The 15636-nt window shown below is 53.9% G+C and carries 21 protein-coding genes and 1 riboswitch; of the genes, 15 read left to right on the forward strand and 6 right to left on the reverse strand.

Annotated features, from left to right (window positions below; genetic code table 11):
• The first annotated feature begins 5 nt into the window (after positions 1-5).
• From MKZ15_RS10840 to MKZ15_RS10855, 4 genes are all read left to right on the forward strand, one after another.
• Positions 6-512 carry a metallophosphoesterase family protein gene (locus MKZ15_RS10840; protein WP_155608536.1) on the forward strand — a complete coding sequence of 169 codons (507 nt, stop codon included), beginning with the start codon at positions 6-8 and terminating at the stop codon, positions 510-512.
• Positions 513-764: 252 nt separating this feature from the next.
• Positions 765-1850 (forward strand): ABC transporter substrate-binding protein, encoded by a 1086-nt coding sequence (locus tag MKZ15_RS10845; protein WP_213621673.1) that lies wholly within the window; start codon positions 765-767, stop codon positions 1848-1850.
• A 39-nt stretch (positions 1851-1889) separates the two neighbouring features.
• On the forward strand, positions 1890-2804 hold the full coding sequence (locus tag MKZ15_RS10850) for an ABC transporter permease (RefSeq protein ID WP_193415310.1): 915 nt from the start codon (positions 1890-1892) through the stop codon (positions 2802-2804).
• Positions 2804-3601, forward strand: a complete 798-nt coding sequence (locus tag MKZ15_RS10855; protein WP_339821929.1) for an ABC transporter ATP-binding protein — start codon at positions 2804-2806, stop codon at positions 3599-3601. The genes MKZ15_RS10850 and MKZ15_RS10855 overlap by 1 nt, the downstream gene beginning before the upstream one ends.
• 77 nt (positions 3602-3678) lie before the next feature.
• Here the strand turns inward: MKZ15_RS10855 and MKZ15_RS10860 are convergent, their stop codons facing one another.
• The gene (locus MKZ15_RS10860) at positions 3679-4044 is read right to left on the reverse strand and encodes a DUF2512 family protein (RefSeq protein ID WP_193415312.1); all 366 of its coding nucleotides are present in this window, start codon (positions 4042-4044) and stop codon (positions 3679-3681) included.
• Positions 4045-4153: 109 nt separating this feature from the next.
• Between MKZ15_RS10860 and MKZ15_RS10865 the strand changes: the two genes are divergently transcribed.
• The 6 genes from MKZ15_RS10865 (at position 4154) to MKZ15_RS10890 (ending at position 8349) form a co-directional block, all read left to right on the forward strand.
• Positions 4154-5104 (forward strand): NAD(P)/FAD-dependent oxidoreductase, encoded by a 951-nt coding sequence (locus MKZ15_RS10865; RefSeq protein ID WP_155608531.1) that lies wholly within the window; start codon positions 4154-4156, stop codon positions 5102-5104.
• Positions 5094-5396, forward strand: coding sequence for an antibiotic biosynthesis monooxygenase (locus MKZ15_RS10870; protein WP_155608530.1), 303 nt, complete (start codon positions 5094-5096; stop codon positions 5394-5396). Before MKZ15_RS10865 ends, MKZ15_RS10870 begins: the two co-directional genes overlap by 11 nt.
• 12 nt (positions 5397-5408) lie before the next feature.
• Positions 5409-5879: a DinB family protein gene (locus MKZ15_RS10875; RefSeq protein WP_339821933.1), complete on the forward strand. Its 471-nt coding sequence runs from the start codon at positions 5409-5411 to the stop codon at positions 5877-5879.
• Between the two features lie 10 nt (positions 5880-5889).
• On the forward strand, positions 5890-6408 hold the full coding sequence (locus MKZ15_RS10880; RefSeq protein ID WP_339821936.1) for an N-acetyltransferase family protein: 519 nt from the start codon (positions 5890-5892) through the stop codon (positions 6406-6408).
• 29 nt (positions 6409-6437) lie between these two features.
• Positions 6438-7046 carry a VTT domain-containing protein gene (locus MKZ15_RS10885; protein ID WP_193415315.1) on the forward strand — a complete coding sequence of 203 codons (609 nt, stop codon included), beginning with the start codon at positions 6438-6440 and terminating at the stop codon, positions 7044-7046.
• A gap of 145 nt (positions 7047-7191) precedes the next feature.
• Entirely contained in the window at positions 7192-8349 is a 1158-nt protein-coding gene (locus tag MKZ15_RS10890; RefSeq protein ID WP_213622081.1) for an MFS transporter, read from the forward strand.
• 49 nt (positions 8350-8398) lie between these two features.
• On the opposite strand, the gene MKZ15_RS10895 is transcribed toward MKZ15_RS10890, so the two are convergent.
• A complete protein-coding gene (locus tag MKZ15_RS10895; protein ID WP_339821941.1) occupies positions 8399-9085 on the reverse strand; it encodes a metal-dependent hydrolase in 687 nt (228 codons plus the stop codon).
• A gap of 207 nt (positions 9086-9292) precedes the next feature.
• On the opposite strand from MKZ15_RS10895, the gene MKZ15_RS10900 reads away from it, so the two are divergent.
• The 3 genes from MKZ15_RS10900 to rpoD all read left to right on the forward strand — a co-directional run bounded on the left by MKZ15_RS10900 (position 9293) and on the right by rpoD (position 11275).
• A complete protein-coding gene (locus tag MKZ15_RS10900) occupies positions 9293-9448 on the forward strand; it encodes a hypothetical protein (protein WP_167521295.1) in 156 nt (51 codons plus the stop codon).
• A gap of 29 nt (positions 9449-9477) precedes the next feature.
• Positions 9478-10116, forward strand: a complete 639-nt coding sequence (locus MKZ15_RS10905) for a DsbA family oxidoreductase (RefSeq protein ID WP_339821944.1) — start codon at positions 9478-9480, stop codon at positions 10114-10116.
• A gap of 265 nt (positions 10117-10381) precedes the next feature.
• On the forward strand, positions 10382-11275 hold the full coding sequence (rpoD, locus tag MKZ15_RS10910; RefSeq protein WP_059045062.1) for an RNA polymerase sigma factor RpoD: 894 nt from the start codon (positions 10382-10384) through the stop codon (positions 11273-11275).
• Between the two features lie 46 nt (positions 11276-11321).
• Here rpoD and MKZ15_RS10915 read toward each other — a convergent pair whose 3' ends face one another.
• The 4 genes from MKZ15_RS10915 to MKZ15_RS10930 all read right to left on the reverse strand — a co-directional run bounded on the left by MKZ15_RS10915 (position 11322) and on the right by MKZ15_RS10930 (position 13847).
• A complete protein-coding gene (locus MKZ15_RS10915; RefSeq protein WP_339821949.1) occupies positions 11322-12425 on the reverse strand; it encodes a hypothetical protein in 1104 nt (367 codons plus the stop codon).
• 107 nt (positions 12426-12532) lie between these two features.
• On the reverse strand, positions 12533-12901 hold the full coding sequence (crcB, locus tag MKZ15_RS10920; protein ID WP_339821952.1) for a fluoride efflux transporter CrcB: 369 nt from the start codon (positions 12899-12901) through the stop codon (positions 12533-12535).
• A complete protein-coding gene (gene crcB, locus MKZ15_RS10925; RefSeq protein ID WP_240908818.1) occupies positions 12898-13287 on the reverse strand; it encodes a fluoride efflux transporter CrcB in 390 nt (129 codons plus the stop codon). Before crcB (MKZ15_RS10925) ends, crcB (MKZ15_RS10920) begins: the two co-directional genes overlap by 4 nt.
• Positions 13288-13327: 40 nt before the next feature.
• Positions 13328-13390, reverse strand: a riboswitch (Fluoride riboswitch).
• A gap of 43 nt (positions 13391-13433) precedes the next feature.
• Complete coding sequence (locus tag MKZ15_RS10930) at positions 13434-13847, reverse strand: DUF4183 domain-containing protein (RefSeq protein WP_155608521.1); 414 nt, start codon at positions 13845-13847, stop codon at positions 13434-13436.
• Between the two features lie 213 nt (positions 13848-14060).
• Here MKZ15_RS10930 and MKZ15_RS10935 point away from each other — a divergent pair, with 213 nt between their 5' ends.
• On the forward strand, positions 14061-15185 hold the full coding sequence (locus MKZ15_RS10935) for a DUF4183 domain-containing protein (protein ID WP_339821956.1): 1125 nt from the start codon (positions 14061-14063) through the stop codon (positions 15183-15185).
• A 14-nt stretch (positions 15186-15199) separates the two neighbouring features.
• Positions 15200-15616: a metallothiol transferase FosB gene (gene fosB / locus MKZ15_RS10940; RefSeq protein ID WP_193415321.1), complete on the forward strand. Its 417-nt coding sequence runs from the start codon at positions 15200-15202 to the stop codon at positions 15614-15616.
• Positions 15617-15636: the final 20 nt, after the last annotated feature.

The following is a 15636-nucleotide window of genomic DNA, read 5'->3' on the forward strand; positions in this document are numbered from 1 at the left end:
GGCCTATGCGCATCGGAGTCGTGTCGGATACGCATATGCCGCGCCGCGGGACGGAGCTGCCCGCGAAGCTGCGGCAAACGTTTAAAACCTGCGACCTGATTCTCCACCTGGGCGATTGGGTGACCATGGACGTTTATGAACAGTTAGCAGCAATAGCCCCGGTCGACGGGGTGGCTGGTAACAACGACCCGGTGGACATCATCCGCCGGTTCGGTCAGCACAAAATTCTTGAGCTGAGCGGAAGGCGAATCGGGCTGACTCACGGCCATCTGCCCGGCGGCGGGCATGGAGCTAAGGACAATGCCGAGCGCGTATTTGCGGGGAAGCCAGTGGACGCCGTGCTGTTCGGTCACTCCCATAAACCCTATCTAGCCAAAAGCGGAGGTGTCTTGTGGTTCAACCCTGGTTCGCCAACCGATAAGCGGCGGGAGCCGAAATACAGCTTTGGCGTGCTCGAGATCACGCCTCAAGCGATCGAGGCTAAACATATTTATATGGATGCCAAAAAATGATCTGAAGTTGAAGAAGAGCTGCCTGAGCAAGGCCGGGGTACCGGTCGTGCTTAGGTTGGCTCTTTTTTGTTGACGGATAATTGACCACCATTTAATATAGGAATAATACTTCGTGTCCACGTTGGGCGAATGGTTGTCCATAGACACTTTAATCCTTTTATCGACAAAAGCGTTAATCGGATCATGTTTTGCTGGTTCAACCTTCCTGGGTCATCATTTATCATTTCATGAGAGAGAAAGGGGAAACGAAATATGAAGAAGAAGCTTGGAGTTTTACTTGCCATGTCGCTGCTGTTGGTGGGCGTTGTCGCTTGCGGCAACAATACAAACGGGAACGGGGGGAATGCAGCCAACGGGGGAAATGCCGGCGGCACCGGAACGGAGAATTCCGCGGGAGCGGGAAATGCAGCGGAGCCAACCAAGGATTCTTACAAAATCGCGATTTCGCAAATCGTGGAGCATCCTTCCCTAGACGCAACGAGAGAAGGGTTCCTTGCCGCTTTGAAAGACGCCGGTATCGTCGAAGGCGACAACCTGGAGCTGGATTATAACAATGCGCAGGGAGATCCAACGAACAATACGACCATCGCGCAAAAAATCGCCGGCGAGAAGTACGATCTCGTCCTCGCGATCGCCACGCCTCCGGCGCAAGCCGTTGCGCAGCAGGTCAAGAACTCGCCGATTCTATTCGCAGCGGTAACGGATCCGATCGATGCCAAATTGGTCGACAATCTGGATCATCCGGGCGGGAACATCTCCGGCGCTTCCGATACGAACCCGGAGGCGATTACCAAGCTGATGGACTTCATCGCCGCGAATTTCAAAGACGTGAAATCGGTTGGACTGGTCATCAACCAAGGCGAACCGAATGCGGTCGTCATGGCAAACCATGCCGAGAAAGCTTTGGACGCCCACGGCATCAAATTGGTCAAAGCCTCGGTGACGAATACATCGGAAGTCAAACAAGCGGCCGAATCGCTGGTTGGCCGGGTGGATGCGCTGTACATTACGCTGGACAACATGGTCGTTGAAGCGGTTAGTACCGTAATCCAGGTGGCTAACGAGAACGACATTCCCTTCTTCTCGAGCGATCGGGATACGGTGGAGAAGGGTGCTTTTGCCACGATCGGTTTCAAATATTATGACCATGGTTACCAAGTAGGCCAAATGGCTGTGGATGTGTTGAAAAACGGGAAAAAAGTCGGCGATCTGAAGGTCACCGTACCGGATAAACTCGACTTGATCATGAACCTGAAAGCGGCGGCCGAGCAAGGCATTGAAGTGACGGACGCTATGAAAGACCAAATCACGGATAAGGCCAACAATCTGATCGAATAGGCAGCACTCGCTCCTAAATTCTCGGGGGAGGTACTCATCATGTTAAACTCGCTGCTCGGGGCGCTGGAATCCGGCCTGCTGTACGCGCTCATGGCGCTTGGCGTCTATATCACTTTTCGAATTCTCGATTTCCCGGATCTGACTGTGGACGGAAGCTTTACGACCGGCGGAGCCATCGCGGCCGTGATGATTACGGGGGGAAGCTCGCCGTGGATCGCCACGATCGCGGCTTTCCTTGGCGGCTTGGCCGCTGGGGCCATCACCGGCCTCATCCATACCAAAGGACGGATTAACGGACTGTTGTCCGGGATTTTGATGATGATCGCGCTCTATTCCATCAACATGCGGATCATGGGTAAACCGAACGTGGGCTTGCTTGGGGAGACCACGTTGTTCAGCTCGGTGTCGCCGCTGGTATTCATGCCAATCGTAGTCATCGCCATCAAGCTGCTGCTAGATCTGTTCTTCCGGACAGAGCTTGGACTTGCGCTGCGCGCCACCGGTGACAATAAGCGAATGATCCGTAGCTTTGGTGCCAACACGGACTATACCATTATTCTCGGACTCAGTTTGTCCAACGGGCTTGTGGCTTTGTCCGGGGCGCTGATTGCCCAGCAATCCGGATTCGCCGATATTTCGTCCGGCATCGGGATGATCGTCATCGGGCTGGCCTCCGTCATTATCGGGGAAGCGATCTTTGGGGCGCGGACGGTGTTTTGGGCCACGCTGGCGGCAGTGCTTGGATCGATCGTTTATCGGGTCGTTGTTGCCTTGGCACTCCGGATCGAATGGCTGGAGCAAACGGATTTGAAGGTGATCACCGCCGTAATCGTCATCATTGCTTTGGTGCTTCCGACTGTGCAAAGAAACATGAAGCAGAAATCGATCGCCCGCCGGCGCGCGGCTGAAATCGCGCAAACCCCTGGCCATAAGAGCGTAGGGGGTGGGTTCTGATGCTGAAGTTAACCGAGGTATCAAAGCTGTTTCACCCCGGGTCGCCGGACGAGAAAATCGCGTTGATCGATGTCAATCTGCATCTGCGTCCGGGCGATTTCGTGACGGTCATCGGCAGTAACGGCGCCGGTAAATCCACGCTGATGAATATGATATCCGGCGTGATCAAACCGGATGCCGGCGAGGTTCGCCTTGGCGGTGTCGACATCGGTCACCTCCCGGAACATCGCCGAAGCAAGTGGATCGGCCGCGTCTTCCAGGACCCTATGGCCGGTACCGCGCCGCATATGACGATCGAGGAGAATTTGGCAATGGCGTTCTCTCGTGGGAAACGACGCGGCTTCGGTTTAGGCGTGAATGTCAAGCGCCGGGCGATGTTCCAGGAGCAGTTACGCCGGTTGGGTATCGGGCTTGAGAATCGGCTGCGCGCCAAGGTCGGCACGTTGTCCGGCGGGGAGCGCCAGGCGCTCAGCCTGCTGATGGCGACGTTCACCGAGCCGCAGGTGCTGCTGCTCGACGAGCATACCGCCGCGCTGGACCCGGCCCGCGCCGAGCTGGTGACGAGGCTGACGCAGGAGATCGTCAGCGAACTGAAGTTGACCACGTTGATGGTTACCCACAACATGGAGCAGGCAATTCGGCTGGGCAATCGCCTAATCATGATGGACGGCGGCCGCATCATCCTCGACGTGGACGACACGAAGAAACGCGATTTGACGATGGAACGTCTGCTAGGCGAATTTGAGCGGATCAGCGGACACAAGCTTTCCGACGACCGCGTGATGCTGGGAAGTTAAATGACGTTGCAAAAATAAGAAAGCGCAAGTATGGAGAGAAGATCTCCTTACTCGCGCTTTTATTTTTGTAAAGTCATTTATCGTGAATCGCGTACTCTCACGCTGCTGTCCCGGCGAATTCCATCACGCAGCAGCCAACCGTGCAAGAACCATTCGAATACGCCTACCATCAGCGTAATGGTCAGCATTTCGCCGAAGGATAACGTCCACTCCGCGTTGGCGGCAATCGCCCACAGAAAGACGAAAACGAGCAGCGCATCCACAAGGGTCGCAATGCTATTGTTCGTCCGAGGAAGGACGAAGAGATCCCCGAATAAATAGGCTAGAATGGACAACGCTAAAGCTGTCAGCAGCGCCGATATAAATGAGGCGTTGCTTAAGATCATCAACATGGCGATGAGGATGATCCCGTTTCCAAGCAATTTGACGAGAAACTTGTCCATACTTACACCTCCTTGTGGCTCACACTTAATTTCTCCTGACGGGAATGCGGCTATACATCAACTTCATTTCATAAGTCAATTAAGATCATGCGGAAAGTGGGACATGCAAATGGAACAAACCAAAGTTTATGATTGCTTAATCCTAGGAGGCGGAATCGCCGGATTGCAGGCTGCCATCCAATTAGGGCGATATTCGGCGCACCAAGTGTTGGTTATTGACGCCGGTTTTGGGAGATCGACGTTATGTCAACAGTATCATAACCTGTTAGGTTTTCCGGAAGGGATTTCGGGCCAAGAGCTTCGCAACCGGGGAAGAAGACAAGCGGAATCTTACGGTGTGGAATTTGTGCTGGATACGGTGACTGGAGCCGAGAAGCGAGAAGGGCGGTTTCAGGTTGTCACGCTAAGCGGAACGGGGTATACCGGCAAGACGGTGCTTTTGGCCACCGGCGTACTTGATCGTTTTCCGGATGTCCCAGGTATGGTTCCAACGCTAGGGCTGAGCGTATACGTCTGCCCAGATTGCGATGGGTACGAGATCCAAGACCGGAAAACGGTATTAATGGGCGCCGGCCGCACCGGGGCGGAGATGGCGCTTCTATTGGCGGAACGTACCCGAGATTTAACTTATATCAATCACGAACGATCGGATGTTGCGCCGGAGCTGCTGCACCTAATGGCGGAACGGGAGATCCGCTACGAGGAAGGAGAAATCGTCGAGGTACAGCACACCGAAGGTTTTATCCGCAGCGTAATGCTGAAGGATGGTCGAAGCTTCGCGGCGGAACGAGGATTTATCGCTTTTGGCGGCAATGAGGTTCACTCCAGGTTAGCGGCTCAGCTGGGTGTACCCATTTCCGGCAATCGACACGTGGAAACCGACCCTCGCACGAAGCAAACGAGCGTACCCGGTGTCTGGGCTGCCGGCGATCTGGGGGTTCATGCCGAACAAGTTAGCGTAGCGATGGGGGAAGGTTCAATTGCCGCAATTTGGATTCATAAAGCGCTAAGTCCGTGCTATAATCAGTTGAACGGAGGGGATGTAGAGGATGATTCTTGAAGTAGCTCAACTGCAGGTGAAGCCGGGAATGATAAATGATTTCGAGAGCAATTTCCGCAAGGCTTCTAAACTGATTCGTCGGATGGACGGTTATTTGGGACATGAGCTCCACAAATGCGTGGAGACGGAGAATAAATATATTCTTCTGGTGAGATGGCAGTCGATCACCGCGCATGAGGTCGGTTTCCGGCAGTCGCCCGAATACCAGGAATGGAAAGCGCTGCTTCATCATTTCTACGACCCGTTCCCAACGGTGGAACATTACGTACAGATTAAGCACGAAACCGACTAGGAGGGGAAGAATATGGAACAAGCCATTTGGCGGCAGCTTGAATTCGTACGAACTCAAACCTTGAAGCTGGCTAGAACTTTACCCGAGGAAAAGGTGCTGGTTGTCCCTGCAGGTTTCCGCAATCATATTTTATGGAATTTGGGACATCTTGCCTTAGTCACGGATAAATATGCATTTACCTTTACGGGAAGAACATCGGAGCTTCCGGAGATTTATCAAGAGCTGTTTGCCAATGGAACGTCACCGTTGGAATGGACTTCGGAAAGTCCAAGTTTGAACGATATTCTTGCGGTGCTGGAAGCACAGCCTGAACGGGTAAGAACGGTATTATCCGGACTACTTAAGGAACCCATCGAACCTTATTCGACTTCCAGCGGCTACCGGATTGAGACCGTAGGGCAACTAATCAACTTTACGACGTATCATGAAGGCATGCATTTTAGCATGATCAAGCTCTACAACAAAATCATTCAAGGATCGTGAGCACTTACATATGACCGAACATTTGGACTTTGACTATAGGATTGAGGACGCGATCCTCGAGGATTTGCCAGCCATCGTTTCGATTTACAATGAAACCATTGCGGGAAGGATGGTCACGGCCGACTTGGAGCCGGTGACCGTCGACGCCAGACAGAAGTGGTTTGAAGAGCACTCTCCCGATTTCCGGCCGCTATGGGTCATGAAATCCGGGGGGCAGATCATCGCCTGGCTCAGCTTCCAATCTTTCTACGGGCGTCCGGCTTATAACGGTACGGCGGAGATTAGCATTTACATCTCCGAAGCTTACCGATCTCGAGGGATCGGCGGAATCTTGCTGACTCGGGCGATTGCGGCTTGTCCTCGGATTGGTGTTCATACGCTGCTCGGTTTCGTGTTTGGTCACAACGAACCCAGCCTCAAACTTCTTGGCAAGTTTGGCTTCGAGCGTTGGGCACACCTGCCCCGTGTAGCCAATTTGGATGGTGTGGAACGGGATCTCATCATCTTGGGGAACCGCGTTCAGGCGTAATAGTTTTTGGGGAATGGGGAACGAATCATTTGAACGAATGGATTAAGCAATTGACGGACTGGTTTTTGGAGACGACCCATCTAGGCGGGTACTCCATCCTCCTTCTCACCATCCCGCTTGCCGTGGTGCAGGGGATCTTTGGAGTTTTCCCATTTGCTACGATCGTCATGCTGCATATTTCCCTGTTGGGGATCATGAACGGCCTATTGGCGAGCTGGATTGCCGGGACGGCGGCAGGGATGATTGTATATTTGATGTGCGGATATTTCTTTGCCGACTGGTTTAACCGCAAGTGGATGGGCAAGCTGCAGAAATACGAAAAATGGCAAAAAGGGCTGGACCGCTACGGGGTGTGGGCGGTGATCTTTCTTCGTACGGTTCCGATCATGCCAAACAATCTGATTTCGTTTATGTCGGCGATTTCCAACCTGAAGATGAGATCATACACCTGGTCCAATCTGGTCGGTAATCTGTCGAGCATTTGGTTGTTTGGCATATTAAGCGCATCGATTGTTTTCCCCGGAGTGAACCTTCGGGAGCTGATCGTATCCTATGCCGTATTTCTCATCGTGTTGGGGATCGTTTTTGTGGTTCGAAATCGGTCCATATCAAACAAGAAAAGCGGCATGACGCCCTAGCATGGATCAACCGCCTATTTGGATAAGCTAAAGAGAGAACAAGATGGGATAGGGGGAGAGCCGTTTGAATGCTCAAGAACAGGCCGTATCTGGAAAACCCGCTGTAAAACGGCGGAAGCTGCTGTTCAGCGCAGGGCTCAGTTGGATGTTCGACGCGATGGACGTCGGTATCATTTCGTTTATTGCCGCCGCTCTGGCGGTGGAATGGAGCTTGACGCCGCAGCAGACCGGCTTCTTTACGGCAATCAACTCCGTAGGGATGGCCTTTGGCGCGGCCATTGCCGGTTATATGGCGGACAAGTTCGGACGTAAATCCGTCTTGTTATGGACTCTGCTGATTTTCTCCGTCGCTAGCGGATTTTCTGCCGCAGCCACGAGCTTTGCCATGCTGTGTGTGCTGCGTTTTATCGCTGGATTTGGCCTCGGCGGGGAGCTGCCTGTCGCATCCACGCTGGTGTCCGAATCGGTCCCAGCTGCTGAACGCGGAAGAGCCGTCGTCCTGTTGGAAAGCTTCTGGGCCGCAGGATGGATCGCGTCGGCATTGATTTCGTATTTCATCATTCCGGATTACGGTTGGCAGGCCGCTTTTATCATCGGCGCCGTTCCTGCGATCTATGCGCTGTATCTGCGTAAGTCCATTCAGGATCCGGTCCGATTTAAGGAGCAGGTGAGGAATAGTAAAGGGCAGGGGCCTTCCTTCGGGGAACGGTTTAAGTCGGTTTGGGCTTCTCCGCACCGCCGCTCGACCGTGATGCTCTGGATTCTGTGGTTTACTGTCGTATTCTCATACTATGGTATGTTTTTGTGGTTGCCTTCGGTGATGGTACTGAAAGGTTTCAGCCTAGTGAAAAGCTTTGAATATGTGTTAATTATGACGTTAGCCCAACTGCCGGGATATTTTACGGCTGCTTATTTCATCGAGAAATTCGGTCGCAAGTTCGTGCTGGTGTTGTACTTGCTGCTAACGGCGGTCAGCGCGGCTTGGTTCGGAAACGCGACAAGCGAAGGGATGCTGATCGCGGCTGGCATATGCTTATCCTTCTTTAATCTTGGTGCTTGGGGCGGGATGTACGCTTATACGCCGGAACTGTACCCGACCCGAGTACGATCGACCGGTGTTGGATTAGCCGCTTCGTTTGGCCGAATCGGCGGCATTATCGCCCCGTACCTGGTTGGCATGTTGGTCGCCCGGGAAATCGCGATTGGGAGTATCTTCTGGATGTTCTTCGTGACGATTCTGGTCGGCGCACTGGCGGTGTTCTTACTTGGGACTGAGACGCGGGGGAAGGAATTGGCGGATTAAAAAACAGCAAATTGCTGCAGGAAACGCAACAATTTGCTGTTTTCAACGCCTAGAATGTATCCAGAGATTCCCCTGGTTTCAGGGCGTGACCTTGTATACCGATTCGCTCTAGCTCTGCCGCAAACCGTTCACCGTCTTGGGCGATTGCGTCAAACGTATTGTAATGCACAGGTACGACGTGTTTGGCACCAATCCATTCGGCTGCAATCAGAGCATCGTTGGGTCCCATGGTAAAATGGTCGCCGATCGGCAAGAACGCCAAGTCGACCGGCCGTCGGGAGCTTACCAGCTTTATGTCGCTAAAAAGTGCGGTATCGCCCGCATGGTACAATGTAAACCCGTCCAAGTCGAGCAGAATGCCCGCAGCGACGCCTAGATATAAGCTTACGCCGTCTCGGTTGACGGAGGTACTGTGAAGCGCCGGTACCCACTTCAGCCTCCCGAAGGGGAACGTGCGAGAACCCCCAAGGTTCATGCCTACGGTTTGCAGTCCGGCAGTGGCAAAATAATCGGCTAGCTCAACGATGGCAATAATTGGGGCGTTGTTTCGCCGGGCGATGCTTTCCGCATCGGCGATATGGTCGGAATGACCGTGGGTAAGAAGGACGTAATCGGCTTGAATGTCTTCGGCGGCCGCTGCAGCGGTCGGATTCTCAGTTAGATACGGATCGATGACGAGTCGATGCTTCCCCGTGTCCACCTGGATACAGGAGTGTCCCCAATAAGTAACTTTCATTCCAATCACCTCTAATGGAAAAGATATCCTTCACGTCCTATTATAGCCGCCATGGACAGGCAAGTCACATCTTGCGAAATGAGGCGCTGCATAAACGCATATAATTTCCATATGATTGGGATGGGGTAACGGATTGAGGTACGTTTGAAGGTTTTCAATTCGGGTAATCTTAATTGACAAACTCTTAACTTGGAAGGAAGATCCGGATTGAAAATCATCATTACGCAAAGTGAAGCGGTGGAAAAGGGGATTTGGCCGCAAGTCAGAGCTTCGTTCGGACTGACCAAAGAGGACGAGGTTTGGGAGCAGGAACAATTTATCCTTACCGAGGAACAGGCACGTGAATGGGGACTGATCCGGTAGAGGGTGTTTGGAAAAAGGAGGAGATTGACATGAAAATCGAAGTTTGGTCGGACTTTGTCTGTCCGTTTTGTTACATCGGCAAACGCCGCTTGGAGAAAGCGCTGGAATTATTTGATTATCGGGATGAAATCGAAATCGTATACCGCAGTTTTGAGCTGGATCCGGGTGCTCCAAAGGACACGGAATCGAGCATCCATGAATTATTGGCGGTCAAATACGGCCTCAGCCTACAACAGGCGCAGGAGTCGAACCGGAATGTGGCGCAACAGGCTCAAACGGAAGGGTTGACGTATAATTTCGATACGATCGTGCCGACGAATACGTTCGAAGCCCATCGGTTGGCGCATTATGCCGGGCAGCAGGGCAAAGCCAAGGAAATGAACGAGCGCTTATTCCGAGCTTATTTTACGGATTCCCTGCATATTGGAGAACATGAAACGCTAGTGCGTTTGGCTGAAGAGGTTGGCCTGAATGGTTCCGCGGTTCGGGATGTACTGGAGCAAAATACGTATGCGGATGAAGTCCGTGAGGATGAGAACGAAGCGAGACGGCTCGGGATTCGCGGCGTACCGTTCTTCGTGTTACGCGGCAAGTATGCCGTATCCGGTGCTCAGCCTTTGGAAATTTTTCAAGGTGCATTACTCCGGGCTTGGGAGGATCGAGAGTAACCTTTGTCGAATAAGAAGAATAGAGGGACGCAAAAAACGCTGATCCTCAGGGATCAGCGTCTCGTTCCATGAACATAATAAAAAATAAAACTTGTATGAGCTAATGAACTGTGGTAAAATGACGGATAGCCACTCACAAGGCACACACGCAATAATCTCCTCAATAGTAGCATAATACCAATGAATTGTCAAATGGATATACAGGTTTTAGAGATATAGAATGGTTTTCGCATTTTTTTCATTTTTTAGGGTGGGGGTCTGGAAGATGACTGAGGACTTGAAGCATAATGAAATGGAATATACCGACGATCTGACGTTACCGCCAGGGATTAAAATCGATGACCCGGTAAGAATGTATTTGAAAGAAATCGGACGGGTGCCTCTGTTATCTGCGGAGGAGGAAATCCAGCTCGCACAGCGCATCGAAAACGGGGACGAGGAAGCAAAACGCCGTCTGGCCGAAGCGAACTTGAGATTGGTTGTAAGTATCGCCCGCCGTTATGTTGGGCGCGGAATGGTCTTTCTGGACCTGATCCAAGAGGGCAATATGGGTCTCATCAAAGCGGTGGAAAAGTTCGATTATTCAAAAGGGTTCAAATTCAGCACCTACGCGACTTGGTGGATTCGTCAGGCCATCACCCGTGCGATCGCTGACCAAGCCAGAACGATCCGGATCCCGGTGCATATGGTGGAAACCATCAATAAGCTGATCCGTATTTCGCGACAGCTGCTCCAGGAGATTGGGCGCGAGCCAACTCCGGAGGAAATCGCCAAAGAGATGGATCTGACGCCGGATAAGGTGCGCGAGATCATGAAGATCGCGCAGGAGCCGGTATCGCTGGAAACGCCGATCGGGGAAGAGAACGATTCGAACCTAGGCGACTTCATCGAGGATCACGATGCTCCGGCACCGGCGGAAGCTGCGGCGTATGAACTTTTGAAAGAGCAGTTAGAGGAAGTATTGGATACGCTGACTGAACGTGAGGAGAATGTGCTGCGGCTGCGTTTTGGGATGGATGACGGCCGTACGCGGACTTTGGAAGAGGTTGGTAAGGAGTTTGGCGTAACCCGGGAACGGATTCGCCAGATTGAAGCCAAGGCGCTGCGCAAATTGCGGCATCCAAGCCGAAGCAAGCGGCTGAAGGATTTTATGGAATAACATTGTAAGCTCCCTAAGGAATCCCTTAGGGAGCTTTTATTATTTCCTATACGTGCCGCCGGTGAGGGCGGGGAGAAGCGTGAATCGGACGTAGGGATTTCACGAGTTTTGCAGGCAACGGTCGGATACACATATATTTTCCGCTCTTCCCCCTTTGGGGTCGAAGCATCCGGCCTTTACGCGGTTTGGCCACGCGAGCGCCAAATACCTGCATAAACCATTCGATGGGATAGGAGATGGACAGCATCCCGTTCTCCGATCCGGCAAAATTGACCGCTGCTGCGAGGTTACCTTTGTTCGTCAGCCAAACGGAGCCGGAGTCGCCTTCCAGGGAGACCGGTCGCTTGCCGCGGATAACGCTTTGATCCTTGAAGGTGATCGTCCCCAAATTGCCGTAATCCCCGTAATCCACCTGTACATCGGTATGAATCGATTCCACCGTGCCGGTCACGACCCCTGTAGTGCGGCCGACTTTTTTGAGGCGGTCGCCTATTTTATAGGAACGGACATGGCCGGGGACGGCGCCATAGACGGCATAAACCGGCTTTAGTAAAGACCGTCTGAAGGGCTTGGCGGTCGCCGCATCCAGATAATTCGGCCGTTTCTTCCTCAGTTTGGTGACACGTTCCAACTGACCGATCCGGTCTTTGGCGGTTGTGCCTCCATCGGCGCCGCCGGGCTGGAGCGTCGGCGAGAAACACCCGGTATTGTTATCGGCGAGGACGTGGTTGTTGCTCAGGATCAAGCGGCTGCACCCGTTTGCGTCACTGCTGACGATGAGGCCGGCCGTGCCGGAAGCATCGGCCGTTCCAACACTGTATCCGGCCACAACGGGTCGGATCCGACGGGTGTACTTACCGCCATTTCCGTTACTGCCTCGTTTACAGAAGCGGGGAGAGCGTACGATACGAATCGGCACGCCGTCACGGGGCTTCAGATAACGAGGTAAAGCGGGGGTGCGTTTTGACTTCGCGTTTTTTTTGGAGGCGACGGTTGTTGACAGGGCATCGGCATATACAATGATAGCTGCGCCTCGTTTGGGGCGTTTGGGGTCCCGCAGGCCGACGCCAATGCCGTGGACTCCGTTCTTCCTCAGCATGTTTCCGGCAATGCGCTGCTTCAGTAAATAAGCTTTACGAAAACTGGCCAAAAGAAATCACCTTTTCTCGCATGATCGCGGATTTGCTGTATAGTATGCAACTGTCGGTACGCATGATCGTTATACGGGCGTATGCCTTGCTTCGGTCGTCTTTACATTTATGCTACAAGCCAGCCGCCCAGCCAAGCACAAGCCACGCCAAGCAGCGCAGAGGAAAGTACATAGAGGACAGCTTGGCGTTTATATCCTTTTCCGATCAACGTTATCGTCTCGTAACCAAAGGTGGAGAAGGTCGTGTAAGCGCCGCAGAAGCCGGTTCCGAGCATCAACCAGATCCACGCGGGGATCGAATGCTGCGTGTGCAATCCCGCCAAAATACCAAGCAGGAGGGAGCCGCTGAGATTGATGACCCATGTTCCCCAAGGGAAAAGCGAGCCCTGATGGGCGGACCGAGATGAAATCCACTGCCCTAGATAGTAACGCAGAAGCGTTCCGAGGATCCCGCCAAGTCCAACAATGACGGTCATGCGTTTTCACCTGCCTTAGAGATGCGCATTCTTTGGCCTAAATTGACCCCGGCCCAAGCCATCAGAAGACCGCCGATCAAACTGGCCAATAGATAGGCGAGTGCTATTGCCAGGTGTCCGGTATGTATGGCGTCTACGGTCTGCACCGTGAAGGTGGAGAATGTCGTAAACGCGCCAGTGAACCCGGTACCAGCCCCGATGCGCACGCTCGGACGGATATTCCTGATGGCGGCAACGGTAAAAAGCCAGCCGAGAAATAGGCATCCAGCCCAATTGATCAATAGTATAGGCAAGGGGAAAGCCCCGGCAGTTGGAATCCAGAAGGACAGCCCATAACGAAGGATTGTCCCGAAGAAACCGCCGAGGATTAAAGCAAAGATGTTCAATGCAATCAACCTCCTGAAAATAGACAGACTCCTACCAGAGGATCTGGTAGGAGTCATCAGCTCAAATCGAGCGGTTCAGGCGAACTCCATCGCCTTATTGCGTTGGCACCATTTTATGCGATTGGGGGACAGCTCGTCAATAACGATTACGTGATGATTGTGATCGTTGGCGCGGAAATCGTGGGCTGCGTTGTAATTGTTGAAGCGACGCCACCGAAGCTTCCGACTTCTAGCTGGATAGGGGTCCCGGCCGATACGTCCACCGTGCTCATCACCAGGCTGGCCGTCGACAGTGTCGACAACGAGGCTTGCTGAATGACGCCGTTGATGTACACGTTAAAGTAATCGCTGCCGGTGAGCGTCGGCAAGTCGGTAATCGCGGCATCGGCGTCGTCCACGAAGCTGGCGGCGGGGATGGTTGTATCGGTTGCGCCGATCATACCCGGCGTCAAGGAAGCAAAGTAGCGGGTAACCGTTGGCGTCACTGTTGTCGTAATGACGCCTCCCGAAGCGACCGGAATGGAAGCTACCGCTGTAAAAACGGGTTTAATTACAGGCATAAATCCACCTCCTAATCTTTGATAGTATCGATAGATTCGATACAATACATATAATGTCGTGAATGCCTGAATAGAAACGGCATTACGCCTCCGTTGAACATGGAATTTAAGGGATTGGCTTCGAGAGATCCGCCCATGCGCCTCCGGCTGGTCGATCATAGGATACGAAAGTAAGGTTCGAAGGAAGATAGGTCGACCAGGGGGAAGAATCGGATGAGAATGGGTAGAGGCGCATTGAGCGGGAAGATCCGCGTTCGTAAACGGCTGGCTACGTCCATAAGGAAAAAGAAATCCGCGGCAAGAGAGCGCCGCGGGCGCAGTAAAGGACGTGTGTCCCCTTTGCGTAGACAGATCCGGCAAGCGATGCGACTCCTGGAGCGCTATCGCCAGGAGTTGCGGCGGATGGAGCGTCTGGCGAGCGCGAAGGGGCTGATGCCGGCCTCGGACGAAGCGCGCGGAGCAGTCGATCCGCCGGGGCCAGCGGACCCGCCAGGCTCGCCGGGAGCGGCCGGGCCAGCGGGGCCCGAGGGGCCGCAGGGCTCGCCGGGAGCGGCCGGACCAGCGGGGCCCGAGGGACCGCAAGGTGCACCGGGAGCGACCGAGCCAGCGGGGCCCGAGGGGCCGCAGGGCGCGCCGGGAGCGGCCGGGCCAGCAGGACCCGAGGGGCCGCAGAGTGCACCGGGAGCGGCCGGGCCAGCAGGACCCGAGGGACCGCAGGGTGCACCGGGAGCGGTCGGGCCAGCGGGACCCGAGGGGCCGCAGAGTGCACCGGGAGCGGCCGGGCCAGCAGGACCCGAGGGGCCGCAGGGTGCACCGGGAGCGGCCGGGCCAGCGGGGCCCGAGGGACCGCAGGGCGCACCGGGAGCGGCCGGACCAGCAGGACCCGAGGGGCCGCAGGGTGCACCGGGAGCGGTCGGGCCAGCGGGGCCCGAGGGGTCGCAGGGCGCGCCGGGAGCGGCCGGGCCAGCAGGACCCGAGGGGCCAGCAGGACCACCAGGCGTACCGGGACCGCAAGGGCCACCGGGGCCACCGGTAGGCGCCGTCCTAGTTACTTCCGCTGTGTATCGCTACTTTTATGCGCCCCTTGCCGATTTGACCGGAACCGTCGACATTCCCGCCAATCAGTTTACGGATGACGAGGGCAGCCCGCCGTTGGCATTTGCCGGAACCGGTGCAGGCTCCTACGCAAATCTCTTCATCAACGGCATGTTGCAGGAAGGCCGTTTGTACACGGTGGAACCCGTAGTTTTGACGTTGGAGCTGGGTCAGGATATGATAGTCGCAGGTACACCAATCATTCTGGAAAACGTACAAATTACTGCCCAAGCCATAAGTTGATAGGGGGAAATCGGTTGAAGGTTAAGGGCATTAATCATTTCTGCTTTTCCGTATCCGATTTGGATCGATCCATGGCGTTTTATGAGCAAGTCTTTGGGGCGACCCCTTTAGTTAAAGGCCGCAAGCTGGCCTATTTTGACTTGGACGGGCTATGGATTGCACTGAATCAGGAGGACATTCCACGGAATAAGGAGTATCGTACCTACACCCATATCGCTTTTACTATCGAAGCGGGGGATTTTGACGCGTTTCTGAATCGGCTCCGGGCATTGAATGTTGAAGTGCTGCCGGGACGCGAGAGAGACCTTCGGGATCAGAAATCGATTTATTTTCTAGACCCGGACGGTCACATGTTCGAATTCCACACCGGCACGCTCAATGATCGTCTGGACTACTACAAGGCGGACAAAGACCATATGCTCTTTTATTGATGCTGATAAATTGATAGAAT

The organism is Paenibacillus sp. FSL R7-0216 (assembly GCF_037969915.1).
Taxonomy (GTDB): Bacteria; Bacillota; Bacilli; order Paenibacillales; family Paenibacillaceae; genus Fontibacillus; species Fontibacillus rhizolycopersici.

Bases quoted from the DNA above. Each gene is read 5' to 3' on its own strand.
- MKZ15_RS10840 (WP_155608536.1), top strand. From the start codon at position 6: ATGCGCATCGGAGTCGTGTCGGATACGCATATGCCGCGCCGCGGGACG.
- MKZ15_RS10845 (WP_213621673.1), top strand. From the start codon at position 765: ATGAAGAAGAAGCTTGGAGTTTTACTTGCCATGTCGCTGCTGTTGGTG.
- MKZ15_RS10850 (WP_193415310.1), top strand. From the start codon at position 1,890: ATGTTAAACTCGCTGCTCGGGGCGCTGGAATCCGGCCTGCTGTACGCG.
- MKZ15_RS10855 (WP_339821929.1), top strand. From the start codon at position 2,804: ATGCTGAAGTTAACCGAGGTATCAAAGCTGTTTCACCCCGGGTCGCCG.
- MKZ15_RS10860 (WP_193415312.1), bottom strand. From the start codon at position 4,044: ATGGACAAGTTTCTCGTCAAATTGCTTGGAAACGGGATCATCCTCATC.
- MKZ15_RS10865 (WP_155608531.1), top strand. From the start codon at position 4,154: ATGGAACAAACCAAAGTTTATGATTGCTTAATCCTAGGAGGCGGAATC.
- MKZ15_RS10870 (WP_155608530.1), top strand. From the start codon at position 5,094: ATGATTCTTGAAGTAGCTCAACTGCAGGTGAAGCCGGGAATGATAAAT.
- MKZ15_RS10875 (WP_339821933.1), top strand. From the start codon at position 5,409: ATGGAACAAGCCATTTGGCGGCAGCTTGAATTCGTACGAACTCAAACC.
- MKZ15_RS10880 (WP_339821936.1), top strand. From the start codon at position 5,890: ATGACCGAACATTTGGACTTTGACTATAGGATTGAGGACGCGATCCTC.
- MKZ15_RS10890 (WP_213622081.1), top strand. From the start codon at position 7,192: ATGTTCGACGCGATGGACGTCGGTATCATTTCGTTTATTGCCGCCGCT.
- MKZ15_RS10895 (WP_339821941.1), bottom strand. From the start codon at position 9,085: ATGAAAGTTACTTATTGGGGACACTCCTGTATCCAGGTGGACACGGGG.
- MKZ15_RS10905 (WP_339821944.1), top strand. From the start codon at position 9,478: ATGAAAATCGAAGTTTGGTCGGACTTTGTCTGTCCGTTTTGTTACATC.
- rpoD (WP_059045062.1), top strand. From the start codon at position 10,382: ATGACTGAGGACTTGAAGCATAATGAAATGGAATATACCGACGATCTG.
- crcB (WP_339821952.1), bottom strand. From the start codon at position 12,901: ATGACCGTCATTGTTGGACTTGGCGGGATCCTCGGAACGCTTCTGCGT.
- MKZ15_RS10930 (WP_155608521.1), bottom strand. From the start codon at position 13,847: ATGCCTGTAATTAAACCCGTTTTTACAGCGGTAGCTTCCATTCCGGTC.
- MKZ15_RS10935 (WP_339821956.1), top strand. From the start codon at position 14,061: ATGAGAATGGGTAGAGGCGCATTGAGCGGGAAGATCCGCGTTCGTAAA.